At 39.3% G+C, this 15,887-nt stretch carries 14 protein-coding genes; 6 read left to right on the top strand and 8 right to left on the bottom strand.

From position 1 onward, the window contains the following. The first annotated feature begins 13 nt into the window (after positions 1-13). Positions 14-394: a RidA family protein gene (locus tag ACQQ5U_RS04445; protein WP_437395736.1), complete on the top strand. Its 381-nt coding sequence runs from the start codon at positions 14-16 to the stop codon at positions 392-394. Here the strand turns inward: ACQQ5U_RS04445 and ACQQ5U_RS04450 are convergent. The 4 genes from ACQQ5U_RS04450 to ACQQ5U_RS04465 all read right to left on the bottom strand — a co-directional run bounded on the left by ACQQ5U_RS04450 (position 387) and on the right by ACQQ5U_RS04465 (position 8,028). Beyond that, positions 387-1,238, bottom strand: a complete 852-nt coding sequence (locus ACQQ5U_RS04450) for an N-acetylglucosamine kinase (RefSeq protein ID WP_437395737.1) — start codon at positions 1,236-1,238, stop codon at positions 387-389. The two genes, ACQQ5U_RS04445 and ACQQ5U_RS04450, sit on opposite strands and share 8 nt — an antisense overlap. 71 nt (positions 1,239-1,309) lie before the next feature. Then, positions 1,310-2,311: a type I glyceraldehyde-3-phosphate dehydrogenase gene (gene gap, locus ACQQ5U_RS04455; protein ID WP_437395738.1), complete on the bottom strand. Its 1,002-nt coding sequence runs from the start codon at positions 2,309-2,311 to the stop codon at positions 1,310-1,312. Between the two features lie 22 nt (positions 2,312-2,333). Beyond that, a complete protein-coding gene (gene pfkA, locus ACQQ5U_RS04460) occupies positions 2,334-3,320 on the bottom strand; it encodes a 6-phosphofructokinase (protein WP_437395739.1) in 987 nt (328 codons plus the stop codon). A gap of 145 nt (positions 3,321-3,465) precedes the next feature. Further along, on the bottom strand, positions 3,466-8,028 hold the full coding sequence (locus tag ACQQ5U_RS04465) for a translocation/assembly module TamB domain-containing protein (RefSeq protein WP_437395740.1): 4,563 nt from the start codon (positions 8,026-8,028) through the stop codon (positions 3,466-3,468). Here ACQQ5U_RS04465 and tsaD point away from each other — a divergent pair. Together tsaD and ACQQ5U_RS04475 are read left to right on the top strand one after the other, a co-directional pair. Beyond that, positions 7,989-9,017, top strand: a complete 1,029-nt coding sequence (tsaD, locus tag ACQQ5U_RS04470) for a tRNA (adenosine(37)-N6)-threonylcarbamoyltransferase complex transferase subunit TsaD (protein WP_437395741.1) — start codon at positions 7,989-7,991, stop codon at positions 9,015-9,017. The genes ACQQ5U_RS04465 and tsaD overlap by 40 nt on opposite strands. Before the next feature lie 18 nt (positions 9,018-9,035). Beyond that, complete coding sequence (locus tag ACQQ5U_RS04475; RefSeq protein ID WP_437395742.1) at positions 9,036-9,743, top strand: 16S rRNA (uracil(1498)-N(3))-methyltransferase; 708 nt, start codon at positions 9,036-9,038, stop codon at positions 9,741-9,743. Here the strand turns inward: ACQQ5U_RS04475 and ACQQ5U_RS04480 are convergent. Next, a complete protein-coding gene (locus ACQQ5U_RS04480; protein ID WP_437395743.1) occupies positions 9,740-10,501 on the bottom strand; it encodes a DUF1223 domain-containing protein in 762 nt (253 codons plus the stop codon). The genes ACQQ5U_RS04475 and ACQQ5U_RS04480 overlap by 4 nt on opposite strands. A 39-nt stretch (positions 10,502-10,540) precedes the next feature. Here ACQQ5U_RS04480 and ACQQ5U_RS04485 point away from each other — a divergent pair, with 39 nt between their 5' ends. The 3 genes from ACQQ5U_RS04485 (at position 10,541) to ACQQ5U_RS04495 (ending at position 13,487) form a co-directional block, all read left to right on the top strand. After that, positions 10,541-11,191 (top strand): DUF4159 domain-containing protein, encoded by a 651-nt coding sequence (locus ACQQ5U_RS04485; protein WP_437395744.1) that lies wholly within the window; start codon positions 10,541-10,543, stop codon positions 11,189-11,191. Between the two features lie 3 nt (positions 11,192-11,194). Then, complete coding sequence (locus tag ACQQ5U_RS04490) at positions 11,195-12,295, top strand: AI-2E family transporter (protein WP_437395745.1); 1,101 nt, start codon at positions 11,195-11,197, stop codon at positions 12,293-12,295. 73 nt (positions 12,296-12,368) lie between these two features. After that, complete coding sequence (locus ACQQ5U_RS04495; protein WP_437395746.1) at positions 12,369-13,487, top strand: THUMP-like domain-containing protein; 1,119 nt, start codon at positions 12,369-12,371, stop codon at positions 13,485-13,487. Here ACQQ5U_RS04495 and ACQQ5U_RS04500 read toward each other — a convergent pair. Genes ACQQ5U_RS04500 through ACQQ5U_RS04510 form a run of 3 tightly spaced genes read right to left on the bottom strand, consistent with a single transcriptional unit; the run spans position 13,484 to position 15,880 of the window. Further along, on the bottom strand, positions 13,484-14,410 hold the full coding sequence (locus tag ACQQ5U_RS04500) for an alpha/beta hydrolase (RefSeq protein WP_437395747.1): 927 nt from the start codon (positions 14,408-14,410) through the stop codon (positions 13,484-13,486). The two genes, ACQQ5U_RS04495 and ACQQ5U_RS04500, sit on opposite strands and share 4 nt — an antisense overlap. A 16-nt stretch (positions 14,411-14,426) precedes the next feature. Continuing rightward, a complete protein-coding gene (locus ACQQ5U_RS04505; protein ID WP_437395749.1) occupies positions 14,427-15,152 on the bottom strand; it encodes a M15 family metallopeptidase in 726 nt (241 codons plus the stop codon). A gap of 5 nt (positions 15,153-15,157) precedes the next feature. Beyond that, a complete protein-coding gene (locus tag ACQQ5U_RS04510) occupies positions 15,158-15,880 on the bottom strand; it encodes a prolyl oligopeptidase family serine peptidase (RefSeq protein WP_437395750.1) in 723 nt (240 codons plus the stop codon). Positions 15,881-15,887 lie beyond the last annotated feature (7 nt).

The raw sequence follows: 15,887 nt of genomic DNA on the forward strand, positions 1-15,887 counted from the left end.
TAAAACCATCACAATGAAAAAAATAATAAACACCTCCAAAGCCCCAGCTCCCATTGGTCCATACAACCAAGCGGTACTTATAAAAGATACGCTTTACATTTCAGGGCAAATTCCAATTGATCCCGCTACAGGTAATCTTGTGGAAGGTGATATCAAAAAGGAAACCAAACAGTCCATGGAGAATTTAAAAGCAATTCTTGAGGAAGCAGGAATGACTTTTGAGCACGTAATCAAGTCCACTATTTTTATAGCGGATATGCACCAATTTGCTCAAATCAATGAAGTTTATGGGACTTATTTTGATGCCGATACTGCACCTGCAAGAGAAACGGTAGAAGTTGCCAACCTTCCAAAGTTTGTTCATGTAGAAATATCGATGATCGCGGTTAAATAGTTTCCCGGTGGAATTCCACTAGCCCCTCGATAGGTCTACGTCGGATAACACCTAGAATCAAATCGTTGCGCTCCATACAGGCGGTAAGTTCATCTCGCAAGAAATGTGCTATGCTCCCAACAAAGCTAACAGGTACTTTGGTAGCAAGTTCATACTGCATAATGTAATTGTTCACGAACTGCTGTAGTCCTTTTTCAATTACCCCTTTGCAATATGGGTGCTCCTTATTTTCTATAATAAAACGTGCAAATGTTGCCAAATAGGTATTCGGATTGGGCTGCTTGTAAAGATGATCTTTGATGACATCGGCATCAAGATCATATTCTTTGGCAAATTTCATCCCAAGATCCTGCGGCATTTTATGGAAGTAGTAATCTCGAATCAATTTTCTTCCAAAGAAATTTCCACTACCATCATCCATTGGGATGTATCCCAACGAGGTTACTTTTTGAATCAACTGATGCCCATCATAATAACTACAATTGGACCCTGTACCTAAAATACAAACAATACCTTGTCTTCCAATTTTTGTGGTTGAGTAGATTGCGGCATAGGTATCTTCCCTTACCTCTGCTTTGGCGTTGGGAAAGAAATCCTTGAAAATGGCTTTTAAAAAAGTCTTCATCCTATCGGTTCCGCAACCGGCACCGTAGAAGTATAATTGACGTACTTGTTCCTTGTTTTTGGAAAGTTCAAAATTATTGGCCAACCTATCCTCGATAACCTCTTTGGTAAGCACTTCGGGACTAAGGCCCAACGTTTGCGTTACAAACAATTGTTCCCCTTTTTCATTCAGGGCAATCCAATCGGATTTAGTGGCACCACTATCCACAATCAAAACCATACGTCGAGATTTTATATTAATTCCCGAGGAGGGAATTCCCTCCTCGGGATAAACATTTATGAGATAAAATATTATAGACTTGCCGCGTGTAGGGTCAACTCTACCAATTTGTTTGAATATCCGGCTTCGTTATCGTACCAAGAAACTACTTTAAAGAACTTGGAATTCAGCTCAATACCGGCATTGGCATCAAAAATGGAAGTTCTGGTGTCTCCGACAAAGTCTTGGGAAACCACCAATTCCTCAGTGTACCCCAAAATTCCGGCCATGTCTCCTTCAGAAGCATCCTTCATTGCTTTTTTGATTCCTTCGTAAGAAGTCTCTTTTTCCAATTTAACCGTCAAATCCACAACGGACACATCAGCAGTTGGCACCCTAAAGGCCATACCTGTAAGTTTTCCTTCCAAGGAAGGAATAACCTTTGTAACGGCTTTTGCAGCACCAGTTGCAGCTGGAATAATATTGATTAGGGCACTTCTACCTCCTCTATAATCTTTTTTGGATGGACCATCTACGGTCAACTGTGTAGCCGTTGTTGCGTGAACGGTTGTCATCAAAGCTTCATCAATACCAAAGGCATCATCCAACACCTTGGCTATTGGAGCCAAACAGTTAGTTGTACATGAAGCGTTTGAGATAATAGTATCGGTTGCTTTCACATCCTTGTGGTTTACTCCCATTACAAACATTGGAGCGTCTTTGGATGGAGCAGAGATTACTACTTTCTTGGCTCCACCGTCGATGTGGCTCTGTGCCATATCCAAAGTGGTGAAGATCCCTGTACATTCTGCAACGATTTCAGCACCAACCTCATCCCATTTTAGATTTTTTGGATCACGCTCAGCTGTAATTCTAATGGTATTTCCATTTACTACCAAGTGACCATCCTTTACTTCCACGGTTCCGTCAAAATTACCGTGTACCGAATCATATTTCAATAAGTAGGCAAGGTGCTCAACATCCAACAAATCGTTGATTGCCACAACATCTACATCACCTCTTTTCACGGTTGCCCTGAATACCAACCTTCCAATTCTACCGAATCCGTTGATTCCTATTTTCAAATTTGACATGTTCTTCTTTTTTGTGTTTAAATTAAGTTGTCATTATATCCGAAACTCTAATGAGTTCTTCGTCAATTTCTGTATGTGCTTTTATGGCATCTGCCAATGGTGTGAGCACTAATTTGGTATCTCTGATACCTACCATTAAATTTGATTTTCCTTCCAAAATGCTCTCCACAGCCTTCACCCCCATTCTACTCGCAAGAACACGGTCGAAACAAGTTGGGTTGCCTCCACGCTGCATATGTCCCAACACGGACACTCTAACATCGTAAATTGGTAAGTGCTCTTCCACATATTCCTTTAGCTCGAAAACATTCTTACCTGTTTTATCGCCTTCCGCAACAATAACAATACTGGAAGATTTTCCAGAGGCCTTACTTCGTTTTAAGGATTCCAACAAACGTTCAAGTCCCAGGTTTTGTTCAGGAATTAGGATTTCCTCAGCTCCCGCACCTACACCGGCATTAAGAGCTATATGGCCTACATCTCTTCCCATTACCTCCACAAAGAACAACCGGTTGTGGGAACTTGCGGTATCACGTATTTTATCTATGGCGTCAACAACTGTGTTGATGGCCGTATCAAAACCAAGGGTGTAAGACGATCCCAAAATATCGTTATCAATAGTTCCCGGTATTCCAATTACTGGAAAATCATATTCCTCAGTGAACAAAAGTGCACCGGTAAAACTTCCATTACCACCTATTACCACAAAGGCATCTATTCCTTCTTTGGTTAATTGGTCGTAAGCTTTCTTTCTTCCTTGCTGGGTTCTAAATTCGTCACATCGGGCCGATTTTAAAATGGTGCCCCCCTTATTTATAATGTTGTTCACACTACGTGCATCCAAGGTCTTAAAATCACCTTCGATCATACCTTGATACCCCCTGTAGATACCTACACATTCAATTTTCAAATATGCACAAGTACGGACAACGGAACGAATTGCGGCATTCATTCCAGGAGAGTCTCCGCCGGACGTAAAAACTCCTATTTTTCTAATTTCTGAAGCCATTCAAATTTTTAAGAGATCAAAGCTAGGAAACTTTATTCAAATTTTGAATATCTTAATAATTTATTTGTTTTCAAGGGCTTTCTCAAACGTTTTCGTAATAAATTTATCCAAAAACTTTGAAAAATATAAAATTCAACAAACTGATTTATGGGCGATTAATGGGCTTTTTTGAAAAACGAATCAAGCTGTCTTTACCCATAACTTGCGAAGGTTGTTTTTTGGGTAATGGTTCGGCTTGTTTTTCCGGCTTGTCTTGTTTGTTGAATACTTTTCGCATTAGTTCCTTGAAGCTATTAAAATCAACTTGATATGATAAACCTACTCCTTGGGTATATCCTTGCCGTTCCGTCAAAAATTGTTGTATTTGGTTTTCTCGATTAAAAATCTTGGCACTCAATGTTCCTTGCTCATTCAATAATACCTGAACCTCAACATCACCAGCCACCACGGTTTCGGAAACACCGCCAACAGGAACCCCCACTCTACCATTTACCAAAATACGATCGGATAGTTGAGTAGAAACGGTGACTCCTATTCTATCTTCGGTAGCTATATCGGCATTGGGGTTATTATAGCCCTGCTCATAAGACAGCCCAAAATTCAACTTATCATTATTTCCGGATAATATTTGATTGAAAAGTCCGGAAGCTGTCTGAATCAAATTTCCTGTTACGGCTTGTTGGTTGATTCCACTCGACTGTGGATTCACAAAAGTCCCCTGTGCCAACAAGTAAAATGCATTGCGCTCTTTGATAGTTGGATCCTGTAATCGATACTCCAGTTCAGATTGTACAATAGAAGTAGTGCCCGGAAAATCAATATCAAAGTTAATATTTGGACTTTCCAGTTCTCCATCCAACCGAATAACAACCTCAGTAGGTACTCTTCCGGTGTACCCGGCATTGTCCAAAAGTGGTGCAGGATTCGCATTAAGAGAATACACTGCCTCCAAATTCAGCTGTGCGGCCAATGGATCCTGCTCCCAGAGAATTGTCCCTCCAGGACGGACCTTGAACTTTTTATCGATTACACCTCCATATTTAAAGTTGTACTCTCCCGAAACCACAACAAAGTCTCCATACATATAGAACTTTCCGTTGGTGTTGATTTCAATCAACAAAATACCTTCTCCCGTTCCCTTTAAGGAACTACCTGTGCTCTGGTCTACCACAATCTCCACTTCAGCCTCGGGGGTCACTGCAAGGTCAAAAGCCATTTCCAAACCTTGGTATTCATCCAACACTCGTTCCTCCTCAAAAGAGCTTGAGCCTCCTTTTTCTAAAAAATTGATAAATGAGTAATCCCCCACACTGGTCACATCACTCAAAGGAATTTTAAGGGAGGTACCTGCAGCTGTGGTAGCGTCCACGGAAATGGTCAAAGCATCTGTTGGACCGTAAATACTTCCTGTTCCATTAATAAATCCTGTTCCATAGTATAAAGATTCCTCTTCGAATTCTGTGTTCAAAATCATGAAACGGTCACTTTTAGTATCGACATCCAAGCCCAAATACCAATCATCAAAACCGGTATGGCTGATAGTACCATCCAAAGTGGCGGTGGTACCTTCCTTCACATCGGACAACTCAACATTTTCGAAATAAAAAGTCTGGTCGAAAAGTCGAACTTGTGAATACGGAGCAAAATCGTAGTCCACATTTAGATACGGTATTCCTATTCCAGCATCATTTAAACTAAGAATTCCATTGATGGAAGGGTTGTTCACATCTCCAGTGATAGTGGTATTCCCACTTACCTTCCCTCTTATGTTGGATATAATGTCCTCCCCCAAAGGCCGGAAGGGTTCCAAGGCAAAATCGGAGAAATCGGCCACCAAATTCAGTTCTTGTTTATCATCAATATTGGTTATCTTGCCATTAATGCTCATCCGTTCCTTTCCATCATCATTCAACCAAGTACTTACCCCAAACTCGGTAAGGTCATTGTTCCCATAAATACCAACCTCCAAATCGCCCATCCGCATATTGTTGACACTAAAGTTTTGAATCTTTAGACTAGATGTTGGCAAGTAGTTCCCATCTTTCTGTAAAATATTAAGAAAACCATCCACTTCCCCGTTCATTTTTAAACTATCTATCGTGGGCGTAATTTTATTGAGTGATACTAATTTAAACTGAAGGTCTAAATCTTTGTATGTGGAATCCGCGAACTCTCCCCTAAGCCGGATTTGTTCTTTATTGTTATTGTCCATTACCACATCTTCAATCTTGATGCTATCCAATGAACTGTTGAAAATCACCTTGTTCTTATCGTTACCATCCTTATTGAGTACCCAAGTGTTCCCCTTAAAACTTACGTCGGATTTTTTCAGACCTATTACCGACCTGTTATTTTTGTCGAATGTGTGGTAAAAGTTTAGGTTGTAGCTATCATCATACTCACTCCCCCCCTTAAACTCCGTTCTAAAAAAAAGTGTATCCTTTAAAGTGGTGTTGATAAGATTAAAGTCTTTGATATCATAGTACACTGTGGACATATCCTCTACAGAGACGAAAGTGTTGAAGAGCGGGTTCTTGTTATCTATCTTCAACTCAATATTATCAAACTTGTTTCCAAAAGCCTCGATACTTGGTGATTTAAAGGTGAGTTTAAAATCACTCTGGTCCGCTTCTATGGCCCCGCGAATAAAAGTATTGGCATCAAATGCCATTTCTGGCACAAAAACATCTACAATTTTATTATAAATTTTAAAATTAAAATCCAAGTATTGCCCATCGGATATTTCGAAAGGTTGATAATTGGTATAAATGCTACCAACGGAGTTCTGTACTAATCGACCCAACTCGTTTACTTTGAAATTCCCTCTCATATATCCTGTTATTATATCGGGAGAATTTATCTCAATGGTTCGAATGGTATCTTGTTCAAAGGAAGAGGTGACCGTAAAGTCTTCGAAATAATAGGTGTCGTTTATGTTTTGATAAGTGGTATTGGAAAATTGTAGTTGGCCCGCCATGTCATCAAGGTTGTTGCCCTCGATATCCATATTGACATGTCCTTTAAAGATAGAGATGCTATCGTTAATAAAGTTCAACGCTTTTAGGTCCGCATAATCCACTGCGGCAACAAAATTAAAATCGTTTTCCCGTGCCCCAAAATTGGCCAATCCTTGAAAGTCAAACCTAAAATTTTCGTCATTACATAACAAAGCACCATCAAAAAGCTGGTTTCTAAGTATACCTGAAACTTTAATTTTATTATACTCGTACCCATTGAATTCAAATTTGTAAACATCTCCAGAAACCTCGGTGTTCAAACTTTCTGCAACGAAACCTTTTCCTTCCACATTCATATCCATAGATGAAAGTCCTAGATCTTCATTATCAATAAACTCACCCAGGTCAAAATCTATCAAGGAAATAAAACCAATATAGGATGCATCTTCAATGGTTTGTACATTGGTCATCTGAAGGTCCACATAGCTATCGCCAACAGCCGTGTTTAGATTTACGGTAACATCAATGGAAGTTTCAGTTATCTCTGCATCTCCACGTACAGTAAATTGTCCTAGTTTTTGGACAGATTCCGGTATGTTTCTACCTAATATGTTTGGCAATATGCTCCTTAGTTGATAGTAGCTTGAAGTAAGATTGTCTATATCTCCCCGAAGTACAAATGGCGCCTGCCCACTAAACATATTATCGAACCTAAAATCCCCTCGAATACCTGTGTTGTCCGTAAAAAGGAACAGGTTATCCACTTGCAGTTGGTTGAGGACACCACTAAAATCTCCCGTAAAAGTTACCGTCTTGTCCTGACCAAATTCATTATAAAAAGCATTTATCTCGTTCAGGGATACGGAAGATTCTGTGAAATTGGCATCGATGTTTACCAAGTCAACAAAATCCGCTAGGTCTTCCCGCTCATAGTTGAATACCAGATTACCCTTCAGTTCGGACTGTTCGGTGTCTATGAGCAAAGAATCGAACCGCATTTGCTGAGTTGTATATTTAAATTCCGTTGCCAGTTTTTTAAGACGGATGCCCCGTCTGGCCAAAGTGGAAAGGTTATCAATTTTTAAAGATACATCTGGACCAAGAATTTGAAAGTCATGGGATAAAATTTCAATCTCGGAAAAATTCAATACTCCTGGTTTTTCCAAGTTCTCATCGATCAACCTAAATTTCCCGTTATGGATTTCAATCTCATCGGAAGACATAAAAAAAGGAGGAGTACCCGGGGCTCTAGGTTTGCCATCATCCAATTTCGCCACAAAAACATCCAGATTGGTTTCTGTTTCCCCTTCGTAAGTCTTTAAATTAAAAGTAAGCCCATCCAGCTCCATATCACCAAACTCCATTTTGTTGTTAGCCATATTGCGCAGGTTTAAAATGGAAGTGGAAAGTTTGTGTATATAGATTAGAGTATCCTGTTTGTAGTCCTCTACATAAATGCCTTTTAAGCCTGCATTTAAATTAAATAGAGACATGCTTACCCTATCGATTTGGATGTTCGTCCCAAACTCTTCGTTCAAGGAATCCGTCGCGTATTTTCCCAACTTCGTCTGCACATAGGGGAGAGAAAGTATTAATGAACCCAAAACCAAAATAAGGATAATGGCCAAAAGGAAACGCAACAGTATTTTACGAAGTTTTTTGATAGGGCTTTTATGTTTTACCTTTGACGACCAATTTTTGTTCCAAACCTGTGGAAAATCCAAAAAAATATATCCTAGCAATTGAATCATCCTGTGATGATACCTCTGCTGCTGTACTTTGCAATACAAAAGTACTCAGCAATGTGGTAGCTACCCAAGAAATCCATAAGCAATATGGAGGTGTTGTCCCAGAGTTGGCTTCCAGGGCACATCAACAAAATATTGTTCCCGTGGTGCACCAAGCCTTGGCCAAGGCAAATATCGATAAAAAACAACTATCTGCCATAGCATTTACCAGAGGTCCTGGACTAATGGGTTCTTTATTGGTGGGAACCTCTTTTGCCAAGTCTCTGGCATTGGGTCTGGACATCCCATTGATAGAAGTGAACCACATGGAAGCGCATATTCTCGCCCATTTTATCGAGGATGAAAACCAAGCTTCCCTCACATTCCCTTTTTTAGCCATGACCATTAGTGGAGGACATACTCAAATTGTAAAGGTATCGGACCACTTTACTATGGAAGTTTTAGGCGAAACTTTGGATGATGCAGTTGGTGAAGCATTTGATAAAAGCGCAAAATTGATGGGACTTCCCTACCCTGGTGGCCCATTGATTGATAAATACGCTAAACTCGGCAACCCAATGGCTTTTAAGTTTCCTAAACCTAAGGTGGATGGACTAAACTTTAGTTTTAGCGGATTAAAAACCAGTATTCTGTACTTTCTACAGCGCGAAACCCAAAAGAATCCAGATTTTGTTTCCCAAAACATGAATGATATTTGTGCTTCTGTACAGTTCACCATATTGGAAATATTGATGGACAAACTACAAATGGCAGTTAACCAAACCGGTATTAAACAAATTGCTATTGGAGGTGGAGTTGCGGCCAATTCTGGAATTAGAGGTAGACTCAAGGATGCAGAAGAAAAGTTGGACTGGCAAACCTTTATTCCTAAATTTGAGTATTGCACGGACAATGCAGCTATGATCGGCATTGTGGGTTACCTAAAATTTGAAAGGGGCAAATTCACAGATCAAAGCATTGCTGCCAAGGCACGTTATGCCATTGGTGACTAATTAATTTAAACCTTATCTATGCAGCTTTTCTATAATCCCACATTGGACAATAGTGCCAAGCAGTTCACTTTTCCCCCAGACGAAAGCAAACATATGGTCAGGGTTCTCCGAAAATCTGAAGGGGATATTGTGCACATTACCAATGGTAAAGGTTATTTGTTCGAAGCTGAAATTTTAGAGGCCGACCAAAAAAGATGCAAAGCTCGTATCATTTCTAATCGAAAATCTATTCCGAAACGGTACAAACTGCATATGGTGGTTGCTCCCACAAAGATGAACGACCGCTATGAATGGTTTTTGGAAAAAGCAACAGAAATAGGTGTGGACGAGATTACACCAATTATCTGTGACCACTCTGAACGAAAGACTATCAAATTGGAACGAATGGAACGGGTTTTACAATCTGCCATGAAGCAGTCTCTACAGACTGTTTTGCCACAGCTTAACCCACCAATTTTATGCAGGGAATTCTTGGAGTCAGATGTTTCCACTGGCCTTAAATTTATAGCTCATTGCCAAGAAGGCGATAAAATGGAATTAAAAAGAAAGGTCATCGCCGATAACGATACTACCATCCTTATTGGCCCCGAAGGTGATTTCTCCAATGAAGAAATTGATTTGGCCAAAGAAAAGGGATACGTCCCCATTTCTTTGGGAAGAAATCGACTGCGTACCGAAACTGCCGCTATTGTAGCATGTGCGACGGTAGCTATAATCAATAGTTAGTGCCCAATACGTTTTTGTGAAGCCCCAATAATATCATGGTTTTGGGTTTCAAGAATCACTACAAGTGTCAAATCATCAGTGCCTGTGACCAAATCGGGTATTGTTAAGAAAGATTCTTTTTGGGAGCTATTCAATTTAATATTTTTTTCAGCAACAACAATATTGCTGTTACTTAACCTCCGGTTTCTGTTTTCCCCTCTTTTGACTTGTGTCTCTCTTTCATTGATTACCAAGACAGCTCTCAACCGTTTATCGTTTATATCTTCAATTGTGTTATATGAAAAAGATATTGTCCCATTTGATAATTCTACACCACAGATTTCTATAGGGTTACTACTATTCTCAATACCATATTCTTTAATTTTTGAATACAGTATTGAACTATTTGAGCCAACAAAGTGTTCTTTGCCATTAATCACCATTTGAGGCGTATAAATGTTTCGCTGATTAAATTTTCTTCCATATTCCCTCTGCTTTTTGGTGTGGGCCTGATTGGAAAAAGGGTCCTTCCAACCTATATAATCCCAATAGTCTACATGGTATGACAATGCGATTATATCATTTGGATACTTACTCTTTATCTGTTTCAAAAGAGCATCTGCTGGAGGACAGCTAGAACATCCTTGCGATGTAAAAAGCTCCAACACAATTGGATTCTTGTTTTCTTGAACTACCGGCTTTACCTCGTTCGCTGTATATAGCGTGTATAAAGACAAAGCAAAAAAGGTAAATGAGAGAATTATGGCCTTTTTAATCATGAATACTGTACTTTTGGTTGTATAGTTATTCGTATTTAAATGGCACAACTTACCAAGTTAACATGTACTTTAACTTTTTTTGTGATGGCTTTGGCTACTTCGCAGGAAATTGCAATTCTTAAATATGGTGGTGGTGGCGATTGGTACTCCAATCCTACGGCACTACCCAATCTGATTCGATTTTGCAACACCAATATTGGTACTAAAATCAATGCTGAACCAGAGACCGTTGAGGCTGGTAGTGTTTCCATTTTTAAATATCCGTTCTTGCACATGACCGGACACGGAAATGTTTTTTTTAATGATGAGGAAGTCCAAAATTTACGAACCTATCTCTTGTCCGGAGGTTTTTTACATATTGATGATAATTATGGCATGGAACCTTATTTAAAAAGAGAATTGGAAAAATTGTTCCCAAATAAACAATTGGAGGAACTAGGTGCCGACCATCCTATTTTTTCTCAAAAATTTAATTTTCCGGATGGACTTCCCAAAATCCATGAGCATGATGGAAAAAGACCGCAAGCCTTTGGCATTTTTAACCAAGGAAGGCTTATTTTGCTATACACTTATGAATGTGATCTCGGTGATGGTTGGGAAGACCCTTCCGTGCACAACGACCCCGAAGAAGTAAGGTTGAAAGCTCTTCAGATGGGAGCGAATATTGTGGAATACGCTTTTAAAAGTTAATCGATGAACGCAAAAACCATAGCAAACGGAATACTACGGGCCGTCGCCATTATAGTGGGCGTGGTACTTTTGGGATGGTTTTTTTATAAAATCCAATCCGTCCTGGCATATTTGGCCATCGCTGCTGTTTTAGCATTATTGGGCAGGCCCATTGTAATGTTCCTTCGGGAGAGACTAAAATTCCCAAACACCTTGGCAGTAGTGGTCACCATGATATTTATGATATCCATTTTTTTAGGAATTCTGGCCTTATTTATTCCGCTAATTGTGGAGCAAAGTAGAAATCTCTCTTTACTGGACATTGAAGCCCTTAAGGGCAACCTTAATACCTTATACTTACAAACTTTGGACTATTTTGGCGCCTCAACGGGAAGCTTTTCCAATTTATGGAACGAATCCCACATCGAGGAGAATGTACTAAACGATTTGGATTTGGGTTTCATACCTAACTTTCTTAATTCGTTTGTTAATGCATTAAGTAATTTTAGTATCGGGCTTTTTTCTGTTCTCTTTATCTCATTTTTCTTTTTAAAGGATAGTAAGTTGATGCAAAATGGAATTTTGACTTTTGTTCCAGATAACAAAGAAAGTAACTTGGTAAAGTCCATTGATAAAATCAATAATTTACTTTCCAGGTACTTTGCCGGTATATTGCTTCAGCTTTTTATATTATTTGTAATTTATACCATTGCACTCCTAATTGTCGGTGTAGAAAATGCCATCGTGATTGCGTTCTTGTGTGCACTCTTCAACATCATTCCGTACATTGGTCCGATCATAGGTGGGGTAACCATGATCACGTTAACGATGACCAGTTTTTTGGATGCTGATTTTAGCACCGTTATTTTACCCAAAGCAATGTATGTTTTAATTGGTTTGACCATAGGTCAACTCATTGATAATTTCTTTTCACAGCCTTTTATTTTTTCCAAAAGTGTCAAATCCCATCCCTTGGAAATCTTCTTGATCATCATCATCGCAGGACTCTTATTTGGTATAGTAGGTATGGTGGTGGCAGTACCAGGATATACCGCCATAAAAGTAATTTTAAAGGAATTTTTAGCAGATTATTCCTTTGTCAAGAAACTGACCAAAAACTTATAGTATCAGTTTGAATAAGAATATTTTAAATACTGGTGTACAGAGTTTTATATTAAAATATTTGTTATCTGACATCATGACAGTATTGCTTGCCAAACCTATTTTGGAGGGGATTTCCCAGAAAGAATTGGCGGAGCAGATTGAAGCTAAGAAAAAATGTCAGGACAAGCTACCTACGTGGTTTGCTACAGCCAACATTTATTACCCCAACAAACTCAATATTGAGCAAACCAGTTCCGAACTTACCGCTAAATACAAAGCTCAAATTGTACGTGGAAAATCACTCATTGATCTTACGGGAGGATTTGGTGTTGACAGCTATTTTTTTTCCAAAAAAATGGAGTCCGTTCTGCATTGTGAAATCAACCCAGAATTAAGTGAAATCGCTCATCATAATTTTAAAATTTTAGGGCAAGAAAACATTGAATGTTTTCGAGTAAACGGTATTGATTTTTTAAAAGGTTCCACCTCGAATTTTGATTGGATTTTTGTTGACCCCTCACGAAGAAATGATAAAAAAGGAAAGGTATTTTTACTAGAAGACTGCCTCCCAAATTTACCCGAACATCTTTCTTTGCTTTTTGAAAAAACACAAAACATCTTGGTCAAGACATCTCCACTTTTGGATATAAAAATGGGGATTGAAGAATTGGATTTTGTAAAAGAGGTTCATGTCGTGGCCATACAAAACGAAGTGAAAGAACTTCTATTTGTACTAGAAAAAGAGTACAGTGGAAGCATTGAAATAAAAACCATCAACTTGCAACCAAAGCAAAATGATGAGTTCAACTTTTTATTGGAAAAGGAACAGCACATCAATATAGATTTTGGTGAACCCGCTTCTTATTTATACGAACCCAATGCCGCTATTTTAAAATCTGGAGGTTTTAAGTCTGTGGCAAAAGTATATGGTTTAAAAAAACTACACCCGCATTCACATTTATATACATCCGAGAAAATCCTTGATTTCCCGGGCAGAAGATTTAAAGTCCAACAGGTTCTCCCCTATTCCAAAAAATCATTGAAATCAATCTCCCTATCAAAAGCAAATATCACGACAAGGAATTTTCCACTTTCCGTAGCGGAGCTTCGTAAAAAACATAAAATCAAAGATGGTGGCAATCGTTATGTATTCTTCACTAAGGCCTTTAACGACTCCTTATTAGTTCTAGATTGCGAAAAAGTGGATGATTAATCCAAGGTTTCAAGCCAATCAAAAAGCAGGTTCGTCCAATTTTTTAGTTTATCATCATGTAAAGCCAAAGCAAAACCATGTCCTCCCTTAGGGTAAACGTGCATGGTGGTAGGCACGTTATGTTTTCTTAGTGCCTCAAAAAACAAGGTCGTATTCTCTACAGGTACCGCATCATCATCCATAGCATGCAATAAAAAAGTAGGTGGTGTTGCCTCCGTAACATGTTTTTCATTGGACAGATATACAACTGCATCTTCGGTTGGGTTCTCCCCCACCAATGAAACTCTGGAACCTGTATGGGTACTGGGAACTCCAAGGGTAATCACAGGATAAATTAAAATCATAAAATCAGGCCTTGCCGATAAATCATCAACATCATCCTGTCGATTATAAACTTGGTCGTTATAATGTGTGCCCAAGGTAGATGCTAAATGACCACCTGCCGAAAATCCCATGATTCCAATTTTATCAGATTTGATGTTCCAAGCCTCTGCTTTGGACTTCACTAAACGGATGGCGCGCTGTGCATCTTGAAGGGGAACCACATTTTTATCTGTGGTAATCGATTTAGACCATGGCAAACGGTATTTCACCACAATGCCTGCAATTCCTTTGGCATTCAAGGCTTTTGCAATATCAGTGCCCTCCCAATCATACGCCAAACCATAATAGCCACCTCCAGGGAAAATAACCACCGCTTGTCCTGTCGCGTTTCTTTTCGTTGGTAGGTAAACTTCCAAGGTTGGTTTTTGAACATTGGTAATCCATTCCATCCCATCCTCCGTATGCTCCACCACTTCTTTTTCGACAGATTCCTTTTGGTTGGGAATATTGTGAGGCCAAAGCGGAATAATGGTTTTTTGTGCTGACATTCCAATTGAAAATAAAATAATGAATAAGGTTAGTTTTCTATGTGCTTTCATTCTTATTGAATTTTGATCAGTCGTTACATTCCCATTTAAAGTTAGCCACCCGATCGTTGGAGGCTGCCGAAAGATTATAATGCCACCATTCTGTTCTGATGGACCAGAATCCATGTGCTTCCATGGTCTCTTTCAACAATTTTCTGTTATCCAATATCTCTTTAGGTAGATCCATGTTATCGTGATAGGCTCTTTTTCCAAAGAAATCAAAATCGGTTCCCATATCAAGTTCATTACCATCTAAATCCACCAAAGTGATATCCACGGCACCTCCTTTATTGTGAATAGATCCTTTATCCGGATTGGCAACATATTGTGGGTTGGGCACAATCTCCCACATTTTGTATTGAACGGAGTTGGGACGATAGCAATCAAAAAACTTGATTTTCACCCCCTTTTTCATAAAATCCTTATTGGCCTCGATCAAGGCCTTTGCCGTTTTTACCCGGGTATAGCATTCGGCACAATCGTACACTTTAGCCTTTAAAAAATTATTCTCGGTGGCATACCTCATGTCATATACAAAATCTTCGCTAAAGTCTGCCAATCGCACAAAAATGGTGTCGGCAAGCCCATTAAAAGTCTTTAAAACAGGTTTTAGATCTTCAATAAGGGTATCCTTGGTTAAGGTATCCAGGCTTACTTCTGTTTCAACGTGTTCAGGTTTGTTCTGGCCCGTCTTAGCTTTTTGCTTACAACTTATCGTTAAAAAAAGACTTATAGAAATGAACAGGTATTTCATCAAATTTAATTTATACGTTTTTGCGCAGCCAACCATGTATAGAGGGAATCCGTAGTATAGGCCCTTCCCCAAGCATTATGGCCAACGCCCTTGTATCTGGTGTAACGGACATCGCGGCCCATTTCACGTAGCTTTTCAACCATCTTGTCAGATTCCTCCACATGAATTACCTCGTCTTCCTCACCATGAAAAACCCAAATAGGCATATTCTTATCTATCCAATGGGCATACGGTAAAGGGGTCATACCGCATACAACGGCCATAGCTGCAAACTTTTTGGGGTACTGTGTAGCCAGTTCCCACGATGCACTTCCCCCTCTACTCAACCCTGTCAGGTAGATTCTATTTTTATCTACTCTATTGGAATTGACCACGGAATCCAATAATTGAACAACGGCATCAGTGTTCCACCATTTTTTTGCGTGCGAGTTTTGGGGAGCCAAAATCAAAAATGGGAACTGCTTCCCCTCTACCAACATTTTAGGTGGACCTGAATCTTTGATTTCCTCCACATTTCCTCCTGATTCGCCCCCTCCATGTAGAAAGAGCAAAAGACCAAACTCCTTCTCTTCTGAAGAAAAATAATCCTCTGGATAATAGAGATAATACTTTAATTGTTCTTTGGTCACTGTCTCCAATTCACCTTGAATCAAATTGGTTTGTGCGGCACATGCTTGAATCAGCAGCATACCGAGTAATGCTAAAAATCTGGATAAATTCTTTTTCATCGAAGTT

Source organism: Flagellimonas lutimaris, assembly GCF_051494225.1.
In the GTDB taxonomy this organism is placed as follows: domain Bacteria; phylum Bacteroidota; class Bacteroidia; order Flavobacteriales; family Flavobacteriaceae; genus Flagellimonas; species Flagellimonas lutimaris_A.